This window comes from Dulcicalothrix desertica PCC 7102 (assembly GCF_003991905.1).
GTDB lineage: Bacteria > Cyanobacteriota > Cyanobacteriia > Cyanobacteriales > Nostocaceae > Dulcicalothrix > Dulcicalothrix desertica.
This window is the reverse complement of the sequence record NZ_RSCL01000002.1, coordinates 295,630-322,584: the sequence shown is the minus strand read 5'-3', so window position 1 is coordinate 322,584 and position 26,955 is coordinate 295,630. Positions and strand designations below refer to the sequence as shown.

Here is a 26,955-nt window from a genome sequence, read left to right as displayed (position 1 = left end):
GATGGGCGTTCCACAATTTGTTCCACAATTTGTACTTGCTTCTGCTTCCCCTGCGCGTCGTCGCTTGTTACAAACTATTGGTATTGAACCAGTAGTTTCTGTAAGTCATTTTGATGAATCACAAGTGCAGTCACGCGACCCTGTATTATTGGTGCAGATACTTGCCCAGCGTAAAGCTGAGAGAATTGCACCAAAATTTGAATCTGCTGTTGTTATGGGTTGTGATTCGGTATTGGCTGTCAACGGTGAAATTCACGGTAAACCAGCTAGTCCCGAAGAAGCTATTTCTCGTTGGCACGAAATGCGCGGTCAAATTGGTGACTTGCTAACTGGTCACGTTTTGATAGACACTTCACAAAATCGAATGATTGTCAAGTGTCAAATTACAAAAGTTTACTTTGCGAATGCAAGTGATTCGGAGATAAGAACTTATGTGGCAACAGGTGAACCTTTAAACTGTGCAGGCGCCTTTGCTTTAGAAGGTAAAGGAAGTGTGTTTGTTGAGAAAATTGAAGGTTGTCACAGTAATGTGATTGGGTTAAGTTTACCTTTGCTACGACACATGTTAGCTGATTTGGGTTATTCAGTCAGCGATTTTTGGAAACCATAAAATGTAGAGACGCGATAAATCGCGTCTTTATTGCGGATTGTATGGATACGCGATAAATCGCGTCTCTACAACATTAATTATTTACCGCCGTAGTAAAAAGCGACTTCTTTTTCTTTTAATTCAGCAAAGCCGGCGCCATTAAGCATTTGGTTAAGTTCTTCTTGGGGAATATGTTTGGCGCCTATGCGGACTATACGCGAACGCATGGTATTAGATACACCACTACGTTGACGGTTTGCTTCGAGTCCCATGACTTTGTTATACAATTCTAGTTTTGCTTCTGGAATGGAAGTTCCATCAAAATCAATTCCACGTGCGATTGCTTCATCAATGGCATCAGCACCTTTGGTATCTTGGTTTGCTTGGCTGGTTTCGGCAGACATGACTTTTTTCTTTCTGGCATTGCATTGTAAATTTTACCAACTCTCGGCGCCTCCTTAACGATTCGCTTCAAAATGCAGTCTAGTAGATGATTTTGATGAAGAGACTTGCCAGTAAGGGGTTTTATGGTTTAACCTAAGCACCAGTCATGTGTTGCGATAGGTGGTAATGCTATGTCGGACCTGGATGTTCCAGATATAAGGAATCGTTCGCTGGAGCAAGCTCTGACCAATAAAATTATTGATAGCTATTTCGATAGTTCCGAAAGTTGGTTGCGTGCGATTTTACGGATGTGTTTTTTTTCACTAACACATCTTGATGATTTGCCTGTGTTTGTTGTGGAATGTCCCAATCAAGCGGTTGCTAAACGGCTGAGTCGCAAGACTTTTCCGTTTCGCGGTGTTTTATACTACTTAACTGATGATTTTAGTGCTGGTAGTCGTTCGCTTTTTTGTTATCGCGGCAAAGACGGGCAATGGTATTGTTACGACACCAGTACCAGCGAATGGACGAGTTTGGCTGAGTTGGAGTTTACTTCTTTTTAGTCACTAAGCTACCTACAAAGGCGCCTAAAATTGTGCCTGTCCATAAACCAGTAGTGCTTCCTGACCACATGGCGCCAGGAGCTACTGATGCTGTGCATAATTCTCTTACTCCCCAAACTTGATTTTGACACTTTTGGCTCTTCAAGTTCATCGAGATTTGCCAACCTGTGAAGCCGGCAAAAAATCCTGATGTTAGAGCTATAAAAGTGCAAATTAATACGCGCTTTTTAGTCATATTACAAATTTAAAAAGATTCTATAATTTGAAACGGGCAGGATGCCCGTTCCACAAGAGCAAGAGGGTTCAGCCTGTATTTCTCATTCCTGCGGCAATACCATTGATGGTAAGCAAGGCGCCTCGTAACAGTTCACCTTTACTGTAGCGGGAATGGATTACACCCGATGTTGTAATGTTTTTGGCTTGACGTAAACGCTTGAGCAAGGAGACTTGTATGAATCCTAACGGTACAATTGTTCCATTACGCAATTGAACGGAGCGTTGTAAAACTGGGTCGCCATCAAGAAGATTTTTGTGTCCGGTGATTTGCAGTACAATGTTGCGGGTGAGATAGAATTCTTTGGCTATTTGCTCGAACACAACAGCGAATCTGGCACGGTCGTCTGGATGTGATAATTCTTGGACGTAATGGTGTGCCATTAGCAGGTCAACTTTTGCTAGCGTCATTTCCGCTTTAGAAACAACCATTTTGAAGAATGGCCATTTCATGTAGAAATATCGCAGCAGTGTCATGTGTTCTTTTGGTTCTTCATCCAAAAATTCCTGGAGTGCTGTTCCAACTCCATACCATGATGGCAATAAGAACCTAGTTTGTGTCCAACTAAATACCCACGGAATAGCGCGTAACCCTGTTAAGTCTTTTTTACCAGATGGGCGCCTTGCTGGACGCGAACTAATTTGTAATTGGCTAATTTCTTCGATGGGTGTGCATGAATGGAAGAAGTCGATAAAGTCGGGTTGTTCGTATATCAATGCACGGTAATGACTACGCGAACGAGTCGCTAATTCCTCCATTATCTCGTTCCAAGGTTCGATATCATCAAACCCTGTTCGCAGTAAACTAGCTTGAATTACAGCACTGGTTATTGTTTCTAAGTTATATAATGCTAAATCACGCAACGAGTATTTCGATGCTAGCACTTCACCTTGTTCTGTAATTTTGATGCGTCCGTTTATACTGTGCCCTGGTTGCGCCAAAATGGCTTCATATGCTGGCCCACCACCGCGACCTACTGAACCACCACGTCCATGAAATATGCGTAAGTTTATACCGTATTTCTCAGCAATTTCTTGTAAGCTTTTTTGGGCTTTGTGAATTTCCCAGTTACTACTCAAGAAGCCAGAGTCTTTATTACTATCTGAATATCCCAACATTACTTCTTGAAGGTTAGGAGTCAAAGGTGGTGGAGACTCAGGAGAACGAGGTAATGGCGGTGTTGGAGGAGATAGTAAAGATGGCGCCAATGATTCTTTATGCTCGATTACGGCATACCCACCTGCTAGCATTGCACGGTATAAAGGCAACTCGAATAATTGCTGCATTACTGCGCGCGACCGCAGTAAATCTTCGACGGTTTCAAATAATGGAACTACTTGTATTGTTCCTACTGCCGTTCCTGGGTCATAAAGTCCTGCTTCTTTGGCAAACAGTAATACTTCTAACACGTCGCTAACTTCGCGACACATACTAATAATGTAGGTTTGACAAATGTTATAACCAAACTCTTGTTGTAATGACCTAACAATACGCATCGTTTCGATAACGTCGTTAGTTTTTTCAGAGAATGGTAACTCCGCAGAAGTTAAGGGGCGCCGAGTTTTGAGTTCACTAATTAACCATTCGACACGTTCAGCCTCAGAAAGCTCATTGTAGGGTTTTGAATGAATACCCATGTATTCGAGAATTTCGTTGAGCGCATCACTGTGGCGCGATGATTCTTGGCGAATATCTATTTTTGTTAAATTAAAGCCGAAAATTTCAACTTGACAAATCAGATTTTCGAGAAGCTGCGAAGTTAAACCTGTTTCCTTGAGGTTTCGCTGAATTAATCGCAGTTCCGCTAAGAAATCTTCTCCCGACCCATAAGCAGGAGTAGAGATTTCTTTAATACTCTCACCTTTTTGCAGCGCTGAGTTACGTGAGAGTGTATTTTCTAATCGCTTGAGAATATACGATAACTTCAAACGATATGGCTCTTGACGATATCGCAGTGCCAGTTCATCGTAAACTTTGCTCATTTGCGATTGTTCAAGTTCTAACGATTCGAGTAAATCAGGTAGTACATCACTCCACTGCATCGAAACGCTTAATAATTCACGCAGTTCTTTTACTGAGTCAATATATTTTTGTAGAACTATATTGCGCTGGTAGCAAGCTGTTTCCCAAGTAATAGCGGGTGTTACAGAAGGATTTCCGTCTCTGTCACCACCAACCCACGAACCAAATTTACAAAAGTTTTTGCTTGGTGGTTCTAGCCAAGGATACGTCGCGTTTAGGGTTTGTTTAAAGCGTCGGTATAGCTGGGGAATACCATCGAATAATACTTCTTGGAAGTAGTGCAGCGCATAATCAACTTCATCTAACACCGATGGTTTAAACTGATGTAGTTCATCAGTACGCCACCATAAACGTATTTCTTCGATAAGCTGTAATCGTAACTCAAGAGCTTCCCAACGTTGAGGAAGTGCGGCGCCTCCTAAACGCTTTTCTAAAGCATCGAGTTCTTGCAATAACTGTACAACTCGACGCTGTTTACCACGAATTGTATGGCGAACAATTTCTGTAGGGTGCGCTGTGAACACTAACTGTACATCGAGTTGTGTTATTAATCGTTGAATCAACTGTGGCGGCACGTTGAGGTTAAATAAATCAGGGAAGAGTGCAGCAAATGTACCCCTCTGTTTATTTGACGCTGAGTTACGCCAGCTTTTTGTTAGTAAATCCGCACCAAGTCCACTATTAACAGGAAGTCCCTCGACATTATCGCCTTGGACGATAGTAGGCAAGGTATCCTCAACTTCGGCAGTTGGCTCCACCTCATACCTCGTCATCTGCTGCCTTTGCTCATAGTCCTGCTCAATGATATTAATCAATTGAAAGTACAGGGCAAATGCCCGTGCTGCGCGGATTGCTTCGTTAATACTAAGTTGTTCAATCAACTTAAAAACTTCGGTTGCTTGGTCTTGAGTTGCTTGTCCTTCTGGCGAACATAAATCGCGTAACTGCCGCAGTAAGTCCACCATCTCCTGACCACACTCTTGACGCAGCACGGTTTCCCATAACTCCTCCATGACCTGGAGACGATGGCGCAAAAATAAATCAGATGCAGGGTAGTTATTAGCAGCTTCGGTGGAAGAGTATAAAAGGGAACTCATATCCTGTTGTAGTAGAGCTATCGGACTTTTTAATTATTGGGCATTGAGAGAAATATGGGTAGGGAAAGTACCGCAAACTTTTATAGCAAAAATGTATGATTTGTTACAGAAAAAAGTTTGATTATCTTTACCTTGATTCGGTTGATTTATTCGTTGAATTGGGGAACTCTAGGATAGGTAAACGTTCACCTCGAAGTAACTCTTCGCTAGCTTGTCCTAATGCAGTTAAAGCGTCAGTTGCACTTTTTTGTGCTAAAACCAGCGTGAACACCGAAACTGTACCAATTTGGAGGAGGATAGATTGAGGAATCAACGACAATGGGTTCGACCCGTGATTATCGGAATTAGTACGCATTATGTTTTTTGAGTTGTTGTAGGATAAGTGGGAAAAAAATGTTAAAAAAATTTCATGATGTAATGATTCTATCGTTCTAGTTTACAAACAATCTGTTGTTGTTAATAGCCCCCAACCAATTAGCCCCCAAAATACCACTATCTACTACCCCTAAGCCATTTCCATGAAAACAGTACTACCTGACCGTCAAAAAACAATAGTGCAGTGGGTGAGTCAAGCAACTGGTATAAACACTCTAGGGGTGAAAATCCGGTTGCAGGGAAATGACCTACATATTTTATGTGAAGCTATTGAGTGTCCACAGCGGTGGCAAACATTGTCCGATTTACTTAAAGCTTTACAGCAAACAGACTTAGAAGCGTTAAAAAATAGCGATGGTAGCGAACAGCCATCTATATATCAAGTATTTGTCTACGGTAGAAAAAAAGCCGTCAAGCGTCCCGAATGGTGTCACCGAGTTTATCTTAATCAACTTGACCGTCATCTCGAACAAGTCAACGTGGCCCTGCTTCTAGATGCGAAACGTACCCAACATACAACAGGCGCCATAATTGTCTCGAACGAGAGTTTAGCCAAAAAAGGTGACCCCGAAGCAATTGCTAGGTATTTAAGCGAAACTCTGAGTTCTTTGGGTATTGGTGTTCGCGTTAAAGTCAAAAACCAAGATAATAACAATAATAAGAATCGTCTATGGATACTATGTAAATCGAGCTATAGTCCAGACCCCTCAATAATTGCTGAACCTGTTGCCCAAAAACTACGTCACCTTAAACTAGCAGGTTATCAAGATGCTGTTATTGTTTGCCACGTCCAAGGAGAGCCAAAACCTGACTGGATGTTGCGAATTGATTTAACCCCAACCGAGGTTATGCTCAAAGACTGGGCACGTTGGGGAGATGTGCAAGCAATAGCTTCTTATTTGAATGAAAAATTAGCTGACAAAATTAAAGTTACTACTTCACTCAACGAATCAACGCTTCACGTATTTTGTACGAACGTTCGGTCAAATGGAGAAACGGCGCCAAGACGCGGGTTATGCATAAAAGAAGTAGGTGCTTGCTTAAATGATATTGCACCCCAAGGAATAACAGCGGCGACTATATACGGGCAAGTCAGCACAGATGCAGAACCAGCTTGGATAGATTGGTTAACGCTTCCTGCTTCATATCACCCTGCTTTATCAATACCAACAATTGAACTTGCTTCAAATGGAGATGAACCAGCACTTGTATTTTTACTAGAGCGTTTATTAAATTCTGACTTATATTGGCGCCTCAAAACAGGTGGTATGCGGGTATTGTTATTGCGAAAGGGAGATTTAATGCATGTGATGTGCGATGCGGCCGTATCTCCAGACCGTAAACAAGTAACAACTCAAGTAGTTAAGTTACTGCGACAACTCAAAATGCCAGGGATATTAGGAGTGCGCGTTTATGGGCGCCGTGCAGGTAATAAAGAAGCATCATGGCATTATGGTGTAGACTTTGCAGCAAGACAACGATATGTTCCCGAACCGGCGCCAGAATTTGCAGCAACATCAAGTTATGTTCGCGAACTCTTACCACCAACCGATGAACCAGTACTGCGTCAAGACTTAACATCAGATGAAGTTCAAACTTTTGTTAAGCAAGCAGTGCAAAATTGGGGTATAAGCGCAAGAAAACTTTTACTTGCCACACAGCTATTCAAAGACAAAGAGGATGCGAATAGCGCACCTAATGGACGCGCGAAATCAAATGCTTCGGCATTAGTATGGGCAACAGTCGGGTTATTGTTAACATTACAAACCGATTGGGTATTAAATAAATTTTCACAGCAACCCGTACCAACATTAACTACTAGTCAAGTTCCGCAAACCCCCAATCCGAATGATGTTAATGCGTCCTTCACAGCAGACACCGCACCAAAAGAGAATCAAGCCTTCAACGCATCGGCATTTACGCAAACAACAGGTAGTGAAATTAGCCGTAGTCCATCAGGAACTGCAACGGCAATATTATTAGCAGCGCGTACTCAGTCGCCAACTTTTAATGCGCGTCAACTCGATGAGCAACTAGCATTATATCGGCAAAGATTACAGAAAAACGGCGGGCAGCCACCAGATATATTAATTATTGGTTCTTCGCGCGCTCTACGAGGTGTTGACCCAGTAGCCTTATCTAAAGCTCTAGCAACTCAAGGCTACCGCAATTTAGATGTCTTTAACTTTGGTATAAACGGCGCCACTGCCCAAGTCGTTAACTTTATATTGCGTAAAGTCTTAGAACCATCTGAACTACCCAAATTAATTATCTGGGCAGACGGCGCCCGTGCCTTCAACAGTGGACGCGAGGACACTACATTCCGGTCAATAGCAGCATCTCCAGGTTATAAACAAGCCATTGAAAAATCAATAGCTCGTGGAGATACAGATACAGCACAAGAAACTAAATCTAAAACCAAATCAAACGACCAGCGAAAAAACAGCTATCAAGCAGCTAACGATTGGTTGAACGAGAAATTAGGTTCATTATCAGGAGCTTACCAAAATCGTAACCAACTCAAAGCAGTACTAGGCGCCAAATTAGATGCTCTAACAGGTGTAGATAAAAATAAAGCGTCATCAAATCAAATAAATGGCAAAGACGCAGAAGAACCAGTACAATCAGTTGATTTTGATGGCTTTTTACCACTATCAATACGTTTTGACCCTAGTGTTTATTACCAAAAACATTCAAAAGTGAGTGGTAGCTATGACAACGACTATAAAGGATTTTTACTTGGAGGAGACCAAGACTTAGCACTGCAAGAAATATTAAAGTTCACCCAGTCGCAAAAAATATCCTTAGTATTCGCCAACATGCCATTAACAAGTGAATACTTAGACCCAGTTCGTACACAGTTCGAGCAACTATTCCAGCAGTACATGATACAAACGGCATCCGAACGTTCGCACTTTGTGTTCCGCGACTTAGGATTACTTTTCCCACAAAAAAATGACTTTTTCTCAGACCCTAGTCATCTTAACCGCTACGGTGCCTACGAAGTGTCAAACAAGCTTGCCAAAGACCCAATGATTCCCTGGATAAATAAAAAATGAATTTCATTTCAATATTATACGGATTATTTTTACTGAGTGTTCTCGGTATTTATTGGTCTGTCGGCGATGAGAAACTGCGTTTGTTCATATTATTGTTAGCAAGCGTAGTATTTTATATATCGTATCAGCCTCAGTATTTACCATTATTACTAGTACTCGTTTATATAAACTATCGTCTAGGACTTGAAATAGGACAAAACACCTCACCCGGAGAACATAATCAAAATGCGGGTATATCTAACGAAGATTGGGAATACGCTCAAGCTGACTGGAATCGGCGCCGTTTAACTTTAGTATGTATAGGTATAGTCTTAAATATATTTTTACTATTTGGTTTTAAATACCTAGTACCCTTTTTAAAATTTGCCTTACCCGAAGCTACAATTAAAGGCTTGGGATTAGATACATTCAAACTACTGGCGCCGCTTGGAATATCTTACTTTGTATTTGAGTGCATCGCGTATCTAGTAGACGTTTATCGTGGCGCCCCTGCGACAAACAATTTAATCAAATTCGCGACTTACAAGTTACTATTTTTCAAAGTCACTTCAGGCCCAATAACACGCTTTCATCAACTTACAAATCAATTCAAAGCAGCATTGCCAAGTGCGAATGTAATATCTGACGCATTATGGCTGATAGCGAAGGGCGCCGTCAAAAAAGGATTATTCGCCGATAATATCGGTGTTTTTGTCGATATTTGTTTCGGTAACTTACAACGCGCAGGTAGTACAGATATATGGTTAGCAACGTTTGCATATGGTTTGCAGTTGTATTTGGATTTTAGTGGATATGTAGATATAGCTCGTGGCAGTGCGATGTTATTTGGGTTAGTGTTGCCAGAAAACTTTGATTCACCTTACTTCAGTACGAGTATTGCTGATTTTTGGCGCCGTTGGCATATGACTTTAGGGGACTGGTTGCGAAATTACCTATACTTTCCACTTGGTGGTTCACGTGCTGGGTTGGAACGTACATGTGTCAACCTGGTAATTGTGATGGTTGTGTGTGGTGTTTGGCATGGCGCCGCATTAGGGTTTATTGTATGGGGGTTCTGGCATGGTTTAGCTTTAGTCGTGCATCGACTAGTTGATAAAGTTAGTGACCGTATAGAATTTCTCGAATATTTTTGGCAGTCACCAATTGGTGTTATTGTGGCGTGGTTGGTAACACAGCTAATGGTGTTTACATCGTGGATATGGTTCCGCTTACCTGACCTACGCGACTCAATGCAAGCTACAAAAAAACTTTGGGGACATAGTGCTGACGCTCAGTTTTCACAACTTGTGTATGTCGAAGCTTTGAAAATAAGTCAGTCTCAAGTTGCGCTGTTACTAGGTGCTGTATTTTTAGGTATGGCGATATCTTATCTATTTAAGCGTCATCTCAAACTTGAATTCAATTGGCACCTCAAAGTTCTGTTCGTGCCGTTATGCTTTTATCTCGTTTGGATACTGGCGCCGCAAGGTAGTTTACCATTCATCTACTTTGAATACTAATTTCTCTTGTGGATTTATCTTGTGGAACAGGCATCCTGCCTGTTATTTAATTTATATTGACAAAAATGAGATAAGTTATGTAAACTGATGTTTAGATATATTGAGAATGCATCAAAAGGTGCTTAATATATTCTTTACATAACTTCATATTATAGCGAAGTAAAATCCTTGAAAACGTTGTCCAGGAAACATTTCAGGTAAATTGCAACCGTTAAGAATTTAGACCTATCGAACGTTAGGTTAGATTTTGTATAAATAAACCTAATAGAAAGTATTAGTAAATTAAATACTGAGTAGATACTCTTATTAAGTGAATGCGTGTAAAGTTGAAATTACAGGTAAATTAAATTTACTTGATCAAACTTCACATTATTTCGCATTAATAAGAACATGACTGCAACCTTACAACGTCGCGATAGCGGAAACGTATGGGAACGGTTCTGCAACTGGGTTACCAGCACCGAAAACCGCATTTATGTAGGTTGGTTCGGCGTGTTGATGATTCCTACCTTGTTGTCAGCAACCATCTGCTTCATTATTGCATTTGTAGCAGCACCCCCCGTTGATATCGATGGTATCCGCGAGCCAGTAGCTGGTTCTTTGATTTACGGAAACAACATCATTTCTGGTGCAGTTGTTCCTTCTTCTAACGCTATCGGTTTACATTTCTACCCAATCTGGGAAGCAGCTTCTTTAGATGAGTGGTTGTATAACGGTGGTCCTTACCAGTTGGTAATTTTCCACTTCTTAATTGGTTGCTTCGGCTACCTAGGTCGTCAGTGGGAATTATCTTACCGCTTGGGAATGCGTCCTTGGATTTGCGTTGCTTACTCTGCTCCTTTGGCATCAGCAGCCGCAGTATTCTTGATTTACCCAATTGGTCAAGGTTCGTTCTCTGATGGTATGCCTTTAGGTATCTCTGGTACCTTCAACTTCATGTTGGTATTCCAAGCAGAACACAATATTTTGATGCATCCCTTCCACCAATTAGGTGTAGCGGGTGTATTCGGTGGTAGCTTATTCTCTGCAATGCACGGTTCATTGGTGACATCTTCCTTGGTTCGTGAAACCAGCGAAACTGAAAGCCAAAACTATGGTTACAAGTTCGGTCAAGAAGAAGAAACCTACAACATCGTTGCAGCACACGGTTACTTCGGTCGTTTAATTTTCCAATACGCTTCATTCAACAACAGCCGTTCTTTGCACTTCTTCTTAGGTGCTTGGCCTGTTGTATGTATCTGGTTGACAGCATTGGGTATTTCCACAATGGCTTTCAACTTAAACGGTTTCAACTTCAACCAATCAGTACTTGATAGCGAAGGTCGTGTTATCAATACCTGGGCTGACGTTATCAACCGTGCTAACCTCGGTATGGAAGTAATGCACGAGCGCAATGCTCACAACTTCCCTCTTGACCTTGCTAGCGGTGAACCGACTCCTGTAGCTATTGCGGCGCCTGCTATTAACGGTTAAATATAGTAGAGACGTGATTTCTCACGCCTCTAAACCCTGGACATACAACGCCTTCAGTGAACCACCACTGAGGGCGCTTTTTTATTTACGTATATTCTTTACGTTTCTTAACATTAAAGCATTATTACTTTACAAAAGCAATAGCAAACTCTAAATAATCGCTACAGTATTAATATTTTTGACATATTTTTATATATTTGAATTTTTTATTGCTGACTTAATATCCGCCGTTATTTAGTTGGTTGGCGCCTATTTTTTCAGCTTTAATTTGCGAACAATGCAGTTATTAGGCTTTAGTTAACGGTTCTATTTTTTGCTCTTTTGCATACCATTTATGAGCAACCGTTTCAAGTTGGTCTAAGACTACGATTAAGTCTTGCGCGCGTTCTGTTAAACCATAGGTAACTTGAGGTGGAATGGTTGGTTCATAAAGACGATAAATAACCTCTGCTTCCTCAAGCATTCGTAGTCTTTCAGTAAGAATTTTTGAAGATATTCCTTCAAGCTGACGTTTTAAAGCACCAAAACGAGTAGGTCCTTTTGAGCGCAAAATCCAAAGAATGTATAGTGTCCAAGGACCAATTAGCAGGTTTGTCAGTGCAGTTATGGGACAACTTGTAGATTTGTTAGATAGAGACATAAGTAGTTAATTGAAGGTGACTTGGTTACTTTAAAGTACCTACTTTACATTATTAGCAGATAACTTATAGTAACTATTAGAGTGACTAAGAACAACGTCTTATATAGAGGGCGAGTGTCTTATATAGAGGGCGGGCAAGGATGCCCACCCCACAAGATGGATTAATTTATTTTTTGGAAGCTAAAATATGCGCGCTATGGGTGTAAGTAAGGTGCAATTGCACTGTTATTTTCATGCGCGTTTGAGGAGTCCCTATCAGAATTATAGAATCAGGAGTTCAACCGAATGAAAGCATTAAAAAATTTATCAATAGCTATTGCTAGTACTGGATGCTTTGTTTTGGCAACAGCAACCCAAGCAGGAGCAGTAAGCTTGACATACAACACAAGTATTGGTAGACCTGCTGACTTAACTTTAGGTGAAATTCCAGGAATGCCTGGAACCCTTGCAGTTCCTCAAGGCATAACCAAGCAATCAGAAACTGGGAATATTTTTATTAGTGCTGGTCGCGGAGCTGATAGGGTGGATGTATTCGATAGTTATGGTAACTATATCAAAGGAATTGGTAGTACAGGCAGTGGCGCCGGACAGTTCAAAGAACCATCAACGCTGGAATTCTCTCCAAAAACTGGAAATCTATATGTAGGTGATGTTAATAACAACCGCGTGAATGTGTTCGATAGCCAAGGTAATTACCTCAATTCAATTGGTCAAGGTCAATTTGGCGGTCTTAAAGAGGGTAGGTTATTTTTTGGCCCATCTGGTGTGACATTTGATAAAGATAATAATCTCTATGTGGGCGATTTCAGCAATGACCGAATTATTAAATTTAATCCCAATGGCGATATTATCGGCAGCATCGGTAGTTCAGGGACTGGGGCAGGGCAACTTCAAGGCCCAGCAGGCGTAAGAATATCTTCTAATACAGGAAACATTTATGTTGCTGACCAGTTTAATAACCGCGTTCAAGTTCTTGACCCAGAAGGAAAGCCTTTATTGACCTTTGGTAAACTTGGCGCCGAGCCTGGGGAGTTTAATCAGCCAATTGGTATTGAAGTAGACGAGAATGATAATATCTATGTCGCTGACTCAATAAATAGCCGCGTTCAAGTATTTGACAAAAACGGTAATTTCCTCACTGCATACGGTCAACCTGCCGTTAATGCATCAGGTCAAATTGTACCACCTCCAGCCTTAGACGGCCCTCCCTACGGCAACCCACTCGACCTTGAACCAGGTAAGTTTAACTGGACGGGTGGTACAAGTCTCAAAGATGGCAAGCTTTATGTAGGCGATTTTTTCCAAGGTCGCGTCCAAGTATTAGATATAAATAACACTCATAGCACTCGAATTCCAGAAGCTGGCTCAGTATTAGGTTTAGCAGTACTAGGAGCCTTCGCTGCGGCTAGCAAACTAAAAAGAAACCTGGTTTCCCCAGCACTGAACAAAACAATCCTCAAATAAACCCAAAGGAAACCAGGTTTCTAAATTTTATTAAGGTCTGCCAAAAAAGGGCAAACTAAAAAGAAACCGAAACCTGGTTTCCCCAGCACTGAACAAAACAATCCTCAAATGAACCCAAAGGAAACCAGGTTTCTAAGATTTATTAAACAATTGGCATAAAAAAACAAAAAAAGCTATAAAAGAAAAACTATAAAATACAACTTTATGCCAATTCGCAAAACAGAATTTAAATCAGGAAACTATTATCACATATACAACCGAGGAAACAATCGTCAAAAAATATTCTTTCAAAATCAAAACTACTCATACTTCCAACGGCTCATCAAAAAACACCTAATAGACAATCAAGTCGAAATAATAGCATATTGCTTAATGCCCAACCACTACCACCTATTAATTCACCTTAACAACGATAATCTATCAGAATTAATGCAAGCATTCGCCTTATCATACACAAAAGCCATTAACAACCGCTTCAACAGAGTAGGTTCACTCTTCCAAGGGCCATTTCAATCCATCCACGTAGATACAGACGAATACTTATTACACCTATCACGCTACATTCATTTAAACCCAGTCGGCGCCAACTTAGTCAAAAAACCTCAAGATTGGATATACTCAAGTTACCTAGACTACATAATTCCAAAAAAAGATAGTTTTGTTAAAAAAGATAAGATACTGGAATATTTTGATTTAGAATATCTAGCAACTGAAGATTCTTACCGCTCTTTCGTTGAGTCTCAGCAGGACGAAGAAAGCTTTAAACATTTGATTTTAGAATAGACGCCTATTATTACTCACTAGCATAAGTTGAATTTAGCTCTCTAATAGAAGGTCGATGTAACCCCAAAACTATTTGCGATTTTGGAATACCATTATTTGATAACTCTTCTCCAATATCTACATCTCTTTCATTGTGTTGAATCCAAACTCGTTCTTCATCTACCCAACCGTGACAAAGCAATTGAAAACGATTTGATTGTCGGTCGAATATTTGTACAATTTGTAATGTCTCTGGAAATACGTTTGTAGAAATAGCTTCCGATAAAGTTTTAATGATAGCTTGCTGATAAATTTTTATTATTGGTGCAGAATCGCGAGGTTCCATAAACCGGGTTTCTTTTACACTAAGTATAACAATCTCGAAGTTAAACTAAAAGAAACCCGGTTTATCAACTTCTATTGCCGCCTTAAAACCCAGTTTTTTTTACACTAAGTATAACAAGAAACCCGGTTTATTAATTTTAGATGGCGCCTTTAAACCTGAATGGTTGTTTTTCGATATGCGTTGACTTTTCGTTGGTACTGAGAAACCCGGTTTCTTTTCGTTTATTTTGAGGATTGTTATGTTTAGTGTGGAAGAAACCGGGTTTCTGTAGTTTTGCAGGCGCCTTTAAACCTTAATGACGCTGAGAAACCCGGTTTCTTTTCGTTTATTTTGAGGATTGTTATGTTCAGTGTGGAAGAAACCCGGTTTCTGTAGTTTTGCAGGCGCCTTTAAACCTTAATGACGCTGAGAAACCGGGTTTCTTTTCGTTTATTTTGAGGATTGTTATGTTCAGTGTGGAAGAAACCCGGTTTCTTACTGATTTACAAAATTTATGAGATGTAAAATATCACAATACATACTTATTGATTGAACGGTAAGGTTGGGGGGAGCAAAGTGAGAAATGGGAAGCGAGGTATTTTAGGTTACAATATAATATAGATTACCCTAGAGTCTTTACTTAGTACCTATATCGAAAAAAGTGGATGCGTGTTAAGTTGTTTGCATCGTATGAAGCATTGAAGCTCAGGTAACATGTATCGATACTATCTGCATCCACAGCATTTTGACGAGTTAGTTCGAGGTAGTGGTATTGATTCGGACATCGCGAGCTTAAATTTCAGTTCACTTCAAGATAATGGCGCCTATGATTACTTGTTGATTTCTGAGCAGGTTCCACGTACTAATACGGGAATGGTCAGAAATAGCTGGTTGCAGCGTTATGCACACGTGAGTTCTGGGGGTTGGTGGTGTTCGGGACTTGACCCGTTGAATAATTGGGAGGGGATGGAGTGGGGTTGTTTTAAGCCAAATCAACCTCGACTTAATCAAAAGGGTAAAAATATTAAGTATGAGCATCCACCAGGAACAGCTACGCGCGTATTTTGTTTACGTGTGACATTGCCTGTGTGGGAGAAAGTTTGTCAACGTTATGGTATAGATTTACCTGCGAATATATATATTAATGAAAGTGGTGAAGCTGAGGGTTTTTGGCAGTGGGTAATTGAGCGTTCTATACCAGTTATTATTTGTGAGGGTGTTAAAAAAGCTGCTGCGTTATTATCGTTAGGTTATGTTGCAATTGCCATACCTGGAATTACTAGTGGTTATCGTGTTAATAAGAATGAATTTGGTAAAGTTATTAGTCGGCAGCTTATACCAGATTTAGCAGCTTTTACAGTTATAGTCAGGCGCCAATTTTATATTTGTTTCGATTTTGAGACAGAACCAAGAAAGATTGCTGCTGTTGATAATGCTATTTCTCAGCTTGGTTTACTGTTTCAATCTCAGAATTGTGCTGTTCAGGTGATGAAGTTACCTGGAAAAGAAAAAGGTGTTGATGAATTTATTGTTGAGCAAGGCGCCGATGCCGTCGATAATATATATAGTCACAGTTTAGATTTAGAGGCATATTTAGCTCTTTGTAAACCTCATGCTCAATTAACTGTAAATGCTGCACTGACAGTAAATCGTCGTTATTTAGGTGAAATACCTCTGCCAAATTCTGGTTTAGTTGGTGTAAAGTCAGCGAAAGGAACGGGAAAAACAACTGCACTACAAAAAGTAATCGAATCAGCAAAAGCAAATAACCGTCCCATTTTATTAATCACCCATAGAATCCAACTGGGAAAATTCCTCTGCGACAAAATCGGTATCGACTGGGGATTTGGAGAACATACAACCACATATTCAGCACACCCAGCACTTAAAACTCAGCACTCAGCACTCAACACTCAGAACTCTCTAGGTTTGTGTGTAGATTCAATTTGGAAACTTAATGCGAATGATTGGGCAGGTGGGATAATAATTTTAGACGAAGTTGAACAGTCTTTATCACACTTGCTTCATAGTACTACTTGTAAAGATAAGCGCGTCAAGCTTCTCAAAGCATTCCAGCAACTTATTAATACTGTGTTAACAACAGGTGGTTTAGTAATTGCCCAAGATGCTGACTTATCAGATATTTCCCTGGAGTACATACAGCAGTTAGCAGGAAGAGAAATAACTCCTTGGGTGCTAGAAAATGAATGGCAACCTGAGAAAGGTTGGGATATCTCGTTTTATGATTCTCCTAACCCTACTCCGTTAATTCAACAGCTTGAACTTGACTTAATAGCTGGACGTAAATGTTATGTTACTACCGATAGTCGTGTAGGAAGATATAGCTGTGAAACGATTGAGCGTTATTTAAGAGAACGTCTAGAGCGTTTATATAGAATATCTCCTAAATCATTGGTGATAAGCAGCAGCACAACTAATACTCCTGGACATGCAGCAGTAGACTTTGCTGCTGAAATCAATCAGAAAGTTACAGATTACGATTTAGTATTAGTGACACCTAGTTTAGGAACAGGTGTTAGTATCGACGTTCAGCACTTTGACCGTGTTTACGGTATTTTTCAAGGTGTAATTCCTGACTCAGAAGCAAGACAAGCATTATCGCGTGTTCGTGACTCTGTACCACGTGCAGTATGGTGTGCAAAACGAGGAATTGGAATAATTGGCAGTGGTAGCACTAACTATCGATTACTATCACAGTGGTATCAGGAAAACCAAAAGGAAAATTTAGCCTTACTAAGTCCTTTACACCATGTGGATGTAGATTTACCATTGGTATATGACCCTATACATTTACGAACTTGGGCAAAACTATCAGCACGTATAAATGCTTCAATTTGTATGTACCGTCAGTCGATGAAAGATGGTTTAATCGCAGATGGTCATCAAATATGGTTACGCAGCAACGCTGTACATCAAAATATTATCCGCGATTTACGCCATGCTTTTTTGGCAACAGACCCTGAAGACTTGCCAACTCGTCGCAGATTAATGTTAGAAATTGTTAAAGTTCAAAAAGACTGGCGCCATTCTCGGCAAAAATCTAAAGAAATTAGCTGTAGTATTAAGAAAATTAAACGTCAAAATCAAATAGCTGGCGCCAATGCTGTTGCAAACGCCAAAGATATAGATAAAGTAGAGTATGAGAAAATATCAGCCAAACATTCACATAGCGAACAAGAACGTCACCAAATAGATAAATATACACTTCGACAACGCTATGGTGTCTCCGTAACCCCAGAATTAAAGATGCGTGATGACCAAGGGTATTATGCTCAGTTATTAATACACTATCATCTCACGCACGAAAGCGAATATTTTAGACTTAAAGACAAACAAGAATGGTATCAACAGCTATTATCAGGTGATGGAAAAGTGTTTTTACCCGACTTAAAAACTTACACATTAAAAGTTGAAGCATTACGTGCGTTAGGAATGCAGCAGTTTTTAGAGTCAGGACGAACCTTTACAGAACATGAAACAGATTTAAATCGACTTAAAAACACAGTGTTGCAGTGTAGTCAACATATAAAGCGAGTTTTAGGTATTAACTTAATCAAAGACACCGACCAAGTTCCAACCATAAAAATTCTCAGTCGATTGTTAAATTTGTTAGGTTTAAAATTAAAGCGAGCAAACGGAATTTATCAAGTTGATTCGGTAACACTCAACGATGGTAGGGAGGAGATATTTACTATTTGGCAACAGCGTGACGAGTTAATGTTAGTACACACAAAGGTTAATCTTGATACAGATAAAAATCAACTTAATTCCTTTCCAACTCGCTCAGAAAGTAGTTTACCAATGGATAAAGTACCATTTTGAGTTTAATATGGTCATACGTCATAGGTATACCACTATTCGCCTCTGTGGTTAAACAATAACAACACCGTGAAGAGTCTTTCGATGCAATTTGATTTCTTAAACTTTCAGAAATATATGTAGACACTATTATAAACCTACGTTTGTATATTATGTCCTCTCCACCGGAGTAATACTGCTACAGTAGCTTTACATAGCATAAAAGCGTCCATTTCATGCCGCAGTGCCATTAACTCTAAACGTTCCTCCTCACTAAGAGTACCGTTAGAGTTACCCTCAAGCAATATGTTGTATCGTTCCATATCTTGGGTTGTTTTGCTCGCGCGCGCAACTTGCCACAAACTATCATCATCTAATTTATCTAATGCTGCTACAACTGAAGTGAAATTCTGATGGTATATTGTTTCGTTATGTCCCTATAGTAATAAAGGTTGAAATGGTTGGAAATACGGCTTATATCACTTTTATGTTAATGAAAACCGAACAGATATGCGCGAGGTGATGTTAATATGAATAATCTGGGTACGGTAAACCCGATATTAATTGTGTAGGCGCCGTTGTGTAATATTATTCATACCCGTAGTGCGTAATAAAATTTTTAAGAAGAATAGCCGAAGTCCATTTTAATGGATTGAAGATAATGAGATTTTATTCAAAATAAATATGTGATTAATGTTACTTGTTTACGCAGTCCATTTTAATGGACTTTTTCTATTAGCAAACGGACTAAAAGTCCTAGGCGGGTATGAACTGAATGACGTTTTCTAATTGGAGTATATCTTTACGTTCGGCTTTAATAGCTGCACTACCAAGGAATTTTACTAATGAAGCAACAGTATCAACTACAAAATCGATATCAGCGCGCGAGACATCCAAATGAGTAACAGCGCGAATTGATTGGCCAACTCTTCCCATTTTTACACCGTGTTGTTGTAGCAAATTTAGAAACATGCCTTTGTCTATTCCTAGTTGAGAAACATCAAAGAAAACAATGTTTGTATCGGGGTTTGTGTCGCGAACTTTAACTCCTTCGATGGTACTCAGGGAACGAGCTAGGTAAGTTGCATTGTCGTGGTCTTCAATTAAACGTTCAACATGATAGTCAAGTGCATGAAGACAACCAGCAGCAATAATCCCTGCTTGACGCATGGCGCCACCAAAAATGTGTTTATATCGACGTGCTTCTGATATGAACTCTCGCGAACCGGCAAGCACAGCACCCATTGGGGCGCCTAGCCCTTTGGTAAAATCAATCCAGACAGAATCAACGCATGACGAAAAATTCTTTGCCGAAGTGCCCGATGCAACAACTGCATTTAAAAGTCTTGCTCCGTCCATGTGGGTAGCTAAACCTTTTTGACGGGAGAACTCGCAAACAGACTGTAACTCAGAAAGCTGCCAAACATTACCCCCTGAAAAATTATGAGTTTGCTCAACACACAATAAGCGTGGCATTGCACAATAAAGATAAGGGGCTGTTGTAACTCTTGCAAGTGCTTGCTCAATTGCGTTGACTGTAAAAATTCCTCGCTCGCTGGCTATTGGTTCCATTAATACACCAGAACTCAGTGCCGCACCCCCTGATTCCGCTCGAATAATGTGTGACATGTGTTCTGCTAACACCACATCAGCAGGGCGAGTATGGGTTTTGATTGCTACAAAGTTGCAAATCGTTCCACATGCAAAGAAAAGAGCAGCTTCTTTGCCTAGTAAATCTGCAACACGTTCTAGTAACTTGTTAACGGTTGGGTCTTCTCCTTTTTGCTCGTCTCCAACTTCTGCATTGGCAATTGCCTGTCGCATTGCGCGTGTCGGCTTTGTTTCTGTATCACTTCCTAACAAAATCATAAATATTCCTAAAATGGTGTTAAGTATTTAATCGAACATTAGTTTATTTATCTACTTAGCATAAAGCTGGTTTAGAAACAATTTGACCAGGTATGCCAACGACTGTAGAGTTTGACGGTATATTTTTTAGAACTACACTGGCAGCACCAACACTGGTGTGACTACCGATATTAATATTGCCGAGAATTTTTGCTCCGGCGCCAACAGTAACATTACAACCCAAGGTAGGATGACGTTTACCAATTTCTTTACCTGTGCCGCCGAGGGTTACACCCTGATAAAGTAAACAATAATCTCCTACCACTGCGGTTTCGCCAATAACTACTCCCATACCGTGGTCGATAAATACACCTTTGCCAATAACCGCACCTGGGTGAATTTCAATTCCTGTTAGTTGCCGCGCGAGATGAGAAATAAAGCGAGGCAGAAAGAAAACGCGGTTTTTGTGGAGCAAATGAGCTATACGATATAAGATTATTGCTTGAGGACCGGGGTAAAGCAGTAATACTTCTAACCAATGAGAGGCAGCCGGGTCACGTCTCATTACAATCGCATAATCTTCGACTAAAATTTCCTTCAGGTTCTTAAGAACAGCCCAGCTAAATTTATAAGGATAAACACTGTTTGCTAATTTGTTGTAGGCAGTCATGGTTACAAAAGCTCTTGTTTACAGTTTTTCGGGCAGTTTTTTGGGATTTGAACGTTGCTTCAACTTTCGTCACTTTGTCTTCGACAATCATTGTCGAAGACAAACCGACTTCTATTTTGTTTTAATTGCATCCAGAACTTTAGCAGATTTTTTACCAACAAAAGTATTATTCAACATAGTGTGGGAATCATCAGTTGGACCGACATCAGAATCTGGATGATATATAATAATGCTTAGAGAGTTATCAATTGCCGAGAAGCTATGTAACTTGTTTTCTGGAAGACAGAAGACTGTTCCAGGCTCCATCTTGAAGGTTCCTTCATTTACTGTACAAGTTCCGCTACCTTCAGCAACAAGCCCAATTCGCAATGAGGGATGGGTATGAGGAGTTTGTGATATACCTTGAGGAACATAGAGGAAATTTAAGCAGGGTTCTCCACGTTTTAAAGGATTAATCAAAACTGTTGAAGAACAACCATCAATATAATTAAGGCGCCCTCTAGGTTCAATTGGACCTCCAATTGTAAAAAGTCCAGTGTAGTTTATAAGGGTTGCGACTAAAACTTGCCCAGAACCATCTAAAGAAAAGTTACCTGGTACTGCAGCAAAGCAGTTTTCTTGCAATAAAAACTCTCCGTTACAGCTTTTGAGAGTAACTGAGCCGGATGAAACAAATAGAAAGTGGGTGTCGCCTTCACTGTCATCAATATGAATAGAATTTACTACCCAACGAGCAATTGATGGGTGACCTGCCATTGTGTAGTCTAGTAGAGTGGTTTTGAAGAAAGGCTGACAGTAAAATTGTTGTATTGCTTCGCTTGCAGGGATTTCTAAAGTCGAGAAATTCATGTTTTTAATCTCCGTTTATTTCAAAGTAATTAAAGGTCAAAAATACAGTCGAGATAAATTATTGGTTGCTTCTGTTTTTACATACAGTTGAAAATTTTTCTTTATGCAATCACAGTCGAGCGATAATGTTTAAGCAATTGTTTGGTTGCTTCTGTTTTTACATACAGTTGAAAAATTTTCTTTATGCATTTACTAAAAAAATCTTTTATTACCCCATACCACAAGAAGAGATTTTTGATGATTAGTTTTTCTTATGCAATTAATTATTCATATCAATATCACATTTAACCTTACGCCAATAGCAGGCGCGCTATCCCACGCGGAGCAAGTCAAATAAAAAACCCAGCCGAATAGTGAGAGACCGGGCGCCATATTCTGTAATATTACTCGTACCCGCATGGGAATGAGATTTTATATGTTTGAATAATTAGTACGTTTAAGCGTACTTGGACTATTAGACGAGCGAATTTCATTCCGAGGCGGTCTAAATACGTTTTACAATTTCAACAGACCAAACCAATTTAAATACATTCGACAATTTCAACACACCAAACGATTTTATTCCAACAAAGCTTCCGTTTCCGCTTCGGTCTCTGGGTCTCCTTCCAACAGCAGCATCAACGCTTCCATCTCATCCATCGCGGTTTGCAGCTTGGTCATTATCTCAGCTGCAATAATTTCTGGTTCCGGTAAGTTATCCCCTGACTGTAAACTTTCATCCCGTAACCAGGTAATATCTAGGTTTTCTCCACGTTTAGATATTTCCTCTCTGGTAAAACGGCGCCATCTCCCACTTTCCCCTTCATCGACCCGCTGACTGTTACCATTAGGGTCATCACCATAAGCGCTCTTCAAACGGTTTAAAATGCTCCTTGGTTAAAGGTGTGCGTTTACCAAAAGCTGGCATATTAGTACGCATGTCATAAAACCATACCGCTTTTGTATTACCCTTATCACTGGCGCCACGTTGGAAGAACAACACATTAGTCTTGACACCTTGGGCGTAAAATATCCCTGTAGGCAACCTTAATATTGTGTGCAGGTTGCATTTATCCATCAAGTCAGCGCGGATGTTACGACCCTGCCCATCTTCAAATAAAACGTTGTCAGGTAATACAACTGCCGCGCGTCCTCCAGGTTTTAACCCTCTATATATATGTTGTAGGAACGCTAACTGTTTATTACTTGTAGGAAATGTAAAATCTTCGCGCGTTGGTAGTCCACCACCCTTTTTAGTACCAAAGGGGGGGTTAGTTAAAATAACATCAGCTTTGGGTAGTTGTTGCCCGTCACTAGATAAAGTGTCACCCAAAGAAACTTCGCTTTCAATGCCATGTAATAACATGTTCATCAGTAACAACCGATGAGCATCCTGTACTAATTCAATCCCGTAGAATGCTTGATAGCGTTGAAAAGATTGTTCTGCTTCGCTAAGATTAAATAAGTCATCCGTGTGTCGTTTTATATATCTATCTACGGCAATTACGAATCACCCAGTTCCTGCGACCGGGTCTTGAGTGAGTTCTCCTGCCTGGGGTTTGATTAATTCCACCATGCAATCAATTAAAGGACGCGGTGTAAAATATTGTCCGGCGCCGGACTTTTTCTCGGATGCGTTTCTTTCTAATAAGTCTTCGTATAAATCACCTAAACCCTCATATGACGCTGAGTACCAGTCCAACTCATCAATACTTGTTACCAACTTTTTTAGTATACGCGGTTGTTTAAGCGCAGTTTGGGAGTTAACAAATATGCTTTCGACTTAAAAACTTACGTATGTTGGTAATATACGAGTCAGTACCGTAACCTTTAATACCTCTTGATTCAAGAGTAGTTTGAATTAACGTTTCAATAAAATGGTCGGTGACAGGCGCCCAAATACCATCATTTTTATGGGAAAAAACCATCCAAGTCTTATGCTCATCATTCCATAGCAACTTGAGAAGGTAGTGGGATGCAATGTCAGCCGCTAGTATATCAGCTTCGGGAATTTTGTTAGGTTTACTACGTAAATGTGTACTATTAAATTGCTTCTCTAATTTTGCAATTGCTATTGCATAAGCAGAATTGAACGCGCCGCTACCTTCTCGCATAACCAAGTCATCCAATCCTTTACCATCACTTTCCTTCCAGATGATATCTATATAATGGCAGTTAGCGGCATCGAGTGCAGCACGCAATTTCTTCTTACCCGATGATACAGCAATTTTGGCTGTTTGTTTTTCATCGCGGTCAAATGCAAACAACCATTTGGTATCTTCACTCGCTTTCGCGTTGCAAGTCGGGTGTAAGTAATGGTTCAACTTTATTACCATCCTCATCTTTAGTAATGGCGCCACATGTGCATCCATATAATGCAATCGTGATATAGCCAAGCGATAATCCACACAGTCCCTTCTTACCACCCTCAGTTACAATACGTGGCACATCAATTGATGTACACCATTCCCAAAAACTACCAGTTTCCGGTACATCAATACCATAGTTTGAAGCAATGCGTTTTCTAATTACAGGTGGGATAGGTGGAAGGAATGCTCTATCTCCATTATTGGTAGGCGCCAAATATCGGTAAGGTCGCTCGCGTTCCGAGTCCCACAGTGAAACAACCGCTTGCCACAAACTACCATCCTCATTCCGCAAGAATGCTGCATACAACGGTTCTGAGGCTTTGTGACTAAACCGAGTAAACTTCCATCCCAACTCTTCATGGATAGGCGCCTCCACATCCCCACCATCAAAACACTCAATGTCAGTATGAAACTCTACACAAACATCGAATAATTCAGAATCAATACCGCTACCCGAAATAAAGGCGCCACGGATAAATGCTTTAAAATCATCAAAACTGCTGAACCGATTACGTTGTGATGAATCAGGCGCATGTATATCATCAAATGTACTACTAGTATTTGGAACACTTTGCGCCGTATACTTGGACATAATATTAAGAATTTTCAATTTAATTTCCAACCCACTGTTTGCCTTTCTCGGGTTTCTTTTATCTACATGTTCCGTTGCACATGCGTACAACTACAATATTTAAGAATACGGCAAAGATGCACACACATAGCATTTAGATATATGTAAAGAATAATTAATTTAAAAACTGACAACCAATTTGAAACCTGACAAGCTTAACTGACAACCTGAAAGTACTGCTATACAAGCATTCTGACAACCCTGACAACCAATTTATTAAACTACTTACTTGTGATAAACGTTATTATTATTTACAGCAGTTACCATCTATGCTTCTAGCTTTCTTTATAGGCTATAATCAATACACATACTTTAAGCAAGCCATATTACATTATGTATGACGACAGTAATAGTTAGACCTTCATCTTTGCTTAGTAATATCCAAATTGAAAAATTGGATAATTTGAATCTGTTTAAGTTTAACGACAAACTACAAACACGAATGGAAGAACTTTTGTCGCGAAGAAAAACAGATTTACTAACTACTGAAGAAGCTATAGAGCTTGAGGAGATTGGCGAATTAGACCGAATTTTCACTCATATAAATGCAATGCTGGTAGCTCAAAAATGACGATTGATAATGCGACTAAGGAGTTGGTGCGTTCAAGAGCTAATTATCTTTGTGAATATTGTCATTCTTGGGAACGTATTTCTGCAAGTAGGTTTACAGTAGACCATGTAAGACCAAAATCCCTTGCTGGTTCGGATGATGGTAATAATTTGGCTTTGGCATGTCGTCGCTGTAATGAACGTCGTTACAATTTTGTTACAGCCATTGACCCTCAAACCCAATCTGAAGTACCAATTTTTAATCCTCGCGAACAAATTTGGTCTGAGCATTTTACTTGGTCACAAGACGGTAAAACAATTATAGGAACTACACAAGAAGGTAGAGCTACATGTGAGCGACTAGACTTGAATGATGAAAGATATCCAGTAGATGACTCAATACGTAGCGCGCGAGGTTTTTGGGTAATAGCTGGTTTGCATCCTCCTGCTACTGACCCACGTGAATCTCCTTGATAAATATTTATTCATTACAAAAATGCATGATTGTTTTGAGTCACTTGCAAGGGATGCTATTACAAGAGGCGCCTAAGTTCCTCAAAGCTAGTAAGTTTAGGAAAGCAGAAGCTCTCTCACTGCGTAAAAGGGAAGCGGCGCCGCACTCTGAAACGACGAAAGAAAATACACAAGAAGGTACTAAGTTTAGTATGCCTGTTAAACGCAACAAAGCGGATTTTAATTGAAGAATGAGCTAAATGGAAATGATAAAAAGCAAAATTTTGCATTACCTTAATCACTTACAAGATGTAGATTATTTAGCTGAAATTGTTAACTCGATATCTGACACAGAACTATGCAACATCATCAATGAACTTTTGCAATCAGGGAATGATGAAATTTTTGGCTCAACTTGTCTCTTCATTCGAGATTTGCTGGTTTTAGGTTCTCGACCTCATAATCGTGAGAAGTTTGTAAAAGGTTATCCAGAGTCTTTAATTGTCAAAAATCTTGAACAACTCCTTTTTTCTCCAAACCATTTTACTCGTAAGCAAGTAGTGTATACGTTGGGTAAAGCTTGTAGCTATAGCAGTACGACAGTATTAAATCAAGCCTTTAATACATATCGAGACACTGACCCAATCTTATTACCTAGACTAATCGGTGAGATGGCTTGGCTCGGCGCCGAAAATTTTTGGGAACTTCTTGACTCAATTATGAGTAGCCAAGTTTACATGACTCGATGGGCGGTTATCGGTGTGCTATCTGAATTTGTTGGTGATGATGCACAGGTAAAAGATGAATTATTTCAAAGCAAATTAAGGTGTACTGAGCAATTGCGACAAGATTCAAATATTCTCATTCAGTCAGAGGCAGAGTACGAGTATCAATTATTACAACTTCGTAGTTTGACATATAATTTACCGAGAGCAGAGCGCAAAAAGAAACGGAAAGACCTAGAACGGCAGTATAAACCAGCATTTTGTTTTACTCGTATGTCGAGCGCGTTTACAAATCACTTGTATACCAACGGGTTAGCGCAATATTCTGTAGCTGAACTTGAAGCGTTTATTTTGGATATGACCTAAGCATCGCTGTTTTACAATTAATAAAAAACTTTATGTCAAGTGTGATAAAAAATTAAAACTACAAATTTCTTGTATAGACGTTTCCAAAAATAATATTATTGTAGTATGGAGCAACTTCATCATTAACGACATCAGCTATTATATTAATAACAGCTTGATAAACTAATAAAT

24 protein-coding genes and 2 pseudogenes are annotated in these 26,955 nt (G+C 39.9%); 12 read left to right on the top strand and 14 right to left on the bottom strand.

Annotation, left to right across the window (positions count from 1 at the left end):
* The first annotated feature begins 1 nt into the window (after nt 1).
* Complete coding sequence (locus tag DSM106972_RS05650) at nt 2–610, top strand: Maf family protein (RefSeq protein WP_127079965.1); 609 nt, start codon at nt 2–4, stop codon at nt 608–610.
* A 77-nt stretch (nt 611–687) separates the two neighbouring features.
* On the opposite strand, the gene DSM106972_RS05645 is transcribed toward DSM106972_RS05650, so the two are convergent.
* A complete protein-coding gene (locus tag DSM106972_RS05645; protein WP_127079634.1) occupies nt 688–993 on the bottom strand; it encodes a small RNA NsiR4-regulated ssr1528 family protein in 306 nt (101 codons plus the stop codon).
* Between the two features lie 171 nt (nt 994–1,164).
* Between DSM106972_RS05645 and DSM106972_RS05640 the strand changes: the two genes are divergently transcribed.
* Nucleotides 1,165–1,536, top strand: a complete 372-nt coding sequence (locus DSM106972_RS05640; protein ID WP_073622447.1) for a transcription antitermination NusB family protein — start codon at nt 1,165–1,167, stop codon at nt 1,534–1,536.
* On the opposite strand, the gene DSM106972_RS05635 is transcribed toward DSM106972_RS05640, so the two are convergent.
* From DSM106972_RS05635 to DSM106972_RS05625, 3 genes are all read right to left on the bottom strand, one after another.
* Complete coding sequence (locus DSM106972_RS05635; protein WP_127079632.1) at nt 1,523–1,771, bottom strand: hypothetical protein; 249 nt, start codon at nt 1,769–1,771, stop codon at nt 1,523–1,525. The two genes, DSM106972_RS05640 and DSM106972_RS05635, sit on opposite strands and share 14 nt — an antisense overlap.
* A 68-nt stretch (nt 1,772–1,839) precedes the next feature.
* A complete protein-coding gene (locus DSM106972_RS05630) occupies nt 1,840–4,929 on the bottom strand; it encodes a phosphoenolpyruvate carboxylase (RefSeq protein ID WP_127079630.1) in 3,090 nt (1,029 codons plus the stop codon).
* Between the two features lie 127 nt (nt 4,930–5,056).
* Nucleotides 5,057–5,284: a hypothetical protein gene (locus tag DSM106972_RS05625; RefSeq protein ID WP_127079628.1), complete on the bottom strand. Its 228-nt coding sequence runs from the start codon at nt 5,282–5,284 to the stop codon at nt 5,057–5,059.
* A 163-nt stretch (nt 5,285–5,447) separates the two neighbouring features.
* Here DSM106972_RS05625 and DSM106972_RS05620 point away from each other — a divergent pair, with 163 nt between their 5' ends.
* The 3 genes from DSM106972_RS05620 (at nt 5,448) to psbA (ending at nt 11,335) form a co-directional block, all read left to right on the top strand.
* Nucleotides 5,448–8,363, top strand: a complete 2,916-nt coding sequence (locus tag DSM106972_RS05620; protein ID WP_127079626.1) for a DUF1574 domain-containing protein — start codon at nt 5,448–5,450, stop codon at nt 8,361–8,363.
* Entirely contained in the window at nt 8,360–9,862 is a 1,503-nt protein-coding gene (locus DSM106972_RS05615; protein WP_127079624.1) for an MBOAT family O-acyltransferase, read from the top strand. Before DSM106972_RS05620 ends, DSM106972_RS05615 begins: the two co-directional genes overlap by 4 nt.
* Nucleotides 9,863–10,252: 390 nt before the next feature.
* Nucleotides 10,253–11,335 carry a photosystem II reaction center subunit D1 gene (gene psbA / locus DSM106972_RS05610; protein WP_127079622.1) on the top strand — a complete coding sequence of 361 codons (1,083 nt, stop codon included), beginning with the start codon at nt 10,253–10,255 and terminating at the stop codon, nt 11,333–11,335.
* A 286-nt stretch (nt 11,336–11,621) separates the two neighbouring features.
* On the opposite strand, the gene DSM106972_RS05605 is transcribed toward psbA, so the two are convergent.
* On the bottom strand, nt 11,622–11,975 hold the full coding sequence (locus tag DSM106972_RS05605; protein ID WP_127079620.1) for a winged helix-turn-helix transcriptional regulator: 354 nt from the start codon (nt 11,973–11,975) through the stop codon (nt 11,622–11,624).
* 285 nt (nt 11,976–12,260) lie between these two features.
* On the opposite strand from DSM106972_RS05605, the gene scyF reads away from it, so the two are divergent.
* Nucleotides 12,261–13,439 (top strand): scytonemin biosynthesis PEP-CTERM protein ScyF, encoded by a 1,179-nt coding sequence (scyF, locus tag DSM106972_RS05600; protein ID WP_127079618.1) that lies wholly within the window; start codon nt 12,261–12,263, stop codon nt 13,437–13,439.
* A gap of 204 nt (nt 13,440–13,643) precedes the next feature.
* Nucleotides 13,644–14,222 carry an REP-associated tyrosine transposase gene (locus DSM106972_RS05595; protein WP_127079616.1) on the top strand — a complete coding sequence of 193 codons (579 nt, stop codon included), beginning with the start codon at nt 13,644–13,646 and terminating at the stop codon, nt 14,220–14,222.
* Nucleotides 14,223–14,232: 10 nt separating this feature from the next.
* On the opposite strand, the gene DSM106972_RS05590 is transcribed toward DSM106972_RS05595, so the two are convergent.
* A complete protein-coding gene (locus tag DSM106972_RS05590; protein WP_127079614.1) occupies nt 14,233–14,547 on the bottom strand; it encodes an element excision factor XisI family protein in 315 nt (104 codons plus the stop codon).
* A 693-nt stretch (nt 14,548–15,240) separates the two neighbouring features.
* Between DSM106972_RS05590 and DSM106972_RS05585 the strand changes: the two genes are divergently transcribed.
* Nucleotides 15,241–18,369 carry a plasmid replication protein, CyRepA1 family gene (locus DSM106972_RS05585; RefSeq protein WP_127079612.1) on the top strand — a complete coding sequence of 1,043 codons (3,129 nt, stop codon included), beginning with the start codon at nt 15,241–15,243 and terminating at the stop codon, nt 18,367–18,369.
* Nucleotides 18,370–18,503: 134 nt separating this feature from the next.
* Here the strand turns inward: DSM106972_RS05585 and DSM106972_RS05575 are convergent, their stop codons facing one another.
* The 8 genes and pseudogenes from DSM106972_RS05575 to DSM106972_RS05545 all read right to left on the bottom strand — a co-directional run bounded on the left by DSM106972_RS05575 (nt 18,504) and on the right by DSM106972_RS05545 (nt 24,652).
* Entirely contained in the window at nt 18,504–18,668 is a 165-nt protein-coding gene (locus tag DSM106972_RS05575; protein ID WP_186538494.1) for a hypothetical protein, read from the bottom strand.
* Nucleotides 18,669–19,101: 433 nt separating this feature from the next.
* A complete protein-coding gene (locus DSM106972_RS05570; protein ID WP_127079610.1) occupies nt 19,102–20,214 on the bottom strand; it encodes a threonine aldolase family protein in 1,113 nt (370 codons plus the stop codon).
* A gap of 76 nt (nt 20,215–20,290) precedes the next feature.
* Nucleotides 20,291–20,863: pseudogene (cysE, locus tag DSM106972_RS05565) on the bottom strand (serine O-acetyltransferase); the annotation flags it as partial.
* Nucleotides 20,864–20,974: 111 nt separating this feature from the next.
* Nucleotides 20,975–21,712 (bottom strand): AraC family ligand binding domain-containing protein, encoded by a 738-nt coding sequence (locus DSM106972_RS05560; RefSeq protein WP_127079606.1) that lies wholly within the window; start codon nt 21,710–21,712, stop codon nt 20,975–20,977.
* Between the two features lie 558 nt (nt 21,713–22,270).
* Nucleotides 22,271–22,567, bottom strand: coding sequence for a hypothetical protein (locus tag DSM106972_RS53135; protein WP_233787228.1), 297 nt, complete (start codon nt 22,565–22,567; stop codon nt 22,271–22,273).
* Nucleotides 22,548–23,393: pseudogene (locus DSM106972_RS05555) on the bottom strand (HsdM family class I SAM-dependent methyltransferase). Before DSM106972_RS05555 ends, DSM106972_RS53135 begins: the two are co-directional and overlap by 20 nt.
* A gap of 61 nt (nt 23,394–23,454) precedes the next feature.
* Complete coding sequence (locus tag DSM106972_RS05550) at nt 23,455–24,015, bottom strand: DUF3854 domain-containing protein (RefSeq protein ID WP_158632770.1); 561 nt, start codon at nt 24,013–24,015, stop codon at nt 23,455–23,457.
* Complete coding sequence (locus tag DSM106972_RS05545) at nt 23,972–24,652, bottom strand: DUF3854 domain-containing protein (protein WP_127079602.1); 681 nt, start codon at nt 24,650–24,652, stop codon at nt 23,972–23,974. Before DSM106972_RS05545 ends, DSM106972_RS05550 begins: the two co-directional genes overlap by 44 nt.
* Nucleotides 24,653–25,028: 376 nt before the next feature.
* On the opposite strand from DSM106972_RS05545, the gene DSM106972_RS05540 reads away from it, so the two are divergent.
* The 4 genes from DSM106972_RS05540 to DSM106972_RS05525 are packed head-to-tail and all read left to right on the top strand — an operon-like array spanning nt 25,029 to nt 26,784.
* Entirely contained in the window at nt 25,029–25,262 is a 234-nt protein-coding gene (locus tag DSM106972_RS05540) for a hypothetical protein (protein WP_127079600.1), read from the top strand.
* A complete protein-coding gene (locus tag DSM106972_RS05535) occupies nt 25,259–25,714 on the top strand; it encodes an HNH endonuclease (RefSeq protein ID WP_127079598.1) in 456 nt (151 codons plus the stop codon). The genes DSM106972_RS05540 and DSM106972_RS05535 overlap by 4 nt, the downstream gene beginning before the upstream one ends.
* 26 nt (nt 25,715–25,740) lie before the next feature.
* The gene (locus tag DSM106972_RS05530) at nt 25,741–25,941 is read left to right on the top strand and encodes a hypothetical protein (protein ID WP_127079596.1); all 201 of its coding nucleotides are present in this window, start codon (nt 25,741–25,743) and stop codon (nt 25,939–25,941) included.
* A gap of 18 nt (nt 25,942–25,959) precedes the next feature.
* Nucleotides 25,960–26,784 (top strand): HEAT repeat domain-containing protein, encoded by an 825-nt coding sequence (locus DSM106972_RS05525; protein WP_127079594.1) that lies wholly within the window; start codon nt 25,960–25,962, stop codon nt 26,782–26,784.
* Nucleotides 26,785–26,955 lie beyond the last annotated feature (171 nt).

Coding starts and splice junctions, on each gene's coding strand:
- DSM106972_RS05650 (WP_127079965.1), top strand. CDS start 2: ATGGGCGTTCCACAATTTGTTCCACAATTTGTACTTGCTTCTGCTTCC.
- DSM106972_RS05645 (WP_127079634.1), bottom strand. CDS start 993: ATGTCTGCCGAAACCAGCCAAGCAAACCAAGATACCAAAGGTGCTGAT.
- DSM106972_RS05640 (WP_073622447.1), top strand. CDS start 1,165: ATGTCGGACCTGGATGTTCCAGATATAAGGAATCGTTCGCTGGAGCAA.
- DSM106972_RS05635 (WP_127079632.1), bottom strand. CDS start 1,771: ATGACTAAAAAGCGCGTATTAATTTGCACTTTTATAGCTCTAACATCA.
- DSM106972_RS05630 (WP_127079630.1), bottom strand. CDS start 4,929: ATGAGTTCCCTTTTATACTCTTCCACCGAAGCTGCTAATAACTACCCT.
- DSM106972_RS05625 (WP_127079628.1), bottom strand. CDS start 5,284: ATGCGTACTAATTCCGATAATCACGGGTCGAACCCATTGTCGTTGATT.
- DSM106972_RS05620 (WP_127079626.1), top strand. CDS start 5,448: ATGAAAACAGTACTACCTGACCGTCAAAAAACAATAGTGCAGTGGGTG.
- DSM106972_RS05615 (WP_127079624.1), top strand. CDS start 8,360: ATGAATTTCATTTCAATATTATACGGATTATTTTTACTGAGTGTTCTC.
- psbA (WP_127079622.1), top strand. CDS start 10,253: ATGACTGCAACCTTACAACGTCGCGATAGCGGAAACGTATGGGAACGG.
- DSM106972_RS05605 (WP_127079620.1), bottom strand. CDS start 11,975: ATGTCTCTATCTAACAAATCTACAAGTTGTCCCATAACTGCACTGACA.
- scyF (WP_127079618.1), top strand. CDS start 12,261: ATGAAAGCATTAAAAAATTTATCAATAGCTATTGCTAGTACTGGATGC.
- DSM106972_RS05595 (WP_127079616.1), top strand. CDS start 13,644: ATGCCAATTCGCAAAACAGAATTTAAATCAGGAAACTATTATCACATA.
- DSM106972_RS05590 (WP_127079614.1), bottom strand. CDS start 14,547: ATGGAACCTCGCGATTCTGCACCAATAATAAAAATTTATCAGCAAGCT.
- DSM106972_RS05585 (WP_127079612.1), top strand. CDS start 15,241: ATGTATCGATACTATCTGCATCCACAGCATTTTGACGAGTTAGTTCGA.
- DSM106972_RS05575 (WP_186538494.1), bottom strand. CDS start 18,668: ATGGAACGATACAACATATTGCTTGAGGGTAACTCTAACGGTACTCTT.
- DSM106972_RS05570 (WP_127079610.1), bottom strand. CDS start 20,214: ATGATTTTGTTAGGAAGTGATACAGAAACAAAGCCGACACGCGCAATG.
- DSM106972_RS05560 (WP_127079606.1), bottom strand. CDS start 21,712: ATGAATTTCTCGACTTTAGAAATCCCTGCAAGCGAAGCAATACAACAA.
- DSM106972_RS05545 (WP_127079602.1), bottom strand. CDS start 24,652: ATGTCCAAGTATACGGCGCAAAGTGTTCCAAATACTAGTAGTACATTT.
- DSM106972_RS05540 (WP_127079600.1), top strand. CDS start 25,029: ATGACGACAGTAATAGTTAGACCTTCATCTTTGCTTAGTAATATCCAA.
- DSM106972_RS05535 (WP_127079598.1), top strand. CDS start 25,259: ATGACGATTGATAATGCGACTAAGGAGTTGGTGCGTTCAAGAGCTAAT.
- DSM106972_RS05530 (WP_127079596.1), top strand. CDS start 25,741: ATGATTGTTTTGAGTCACTTGCAAGGGATGCTATTACAAGAGGCGCCT.
- DSM106972_RS05525 (WP_127079594.1), top strand. CDS start 25,960: ATGATAAAAAGCAAAATTTTGCATTACCTTAATCACTTACAAGATGTA.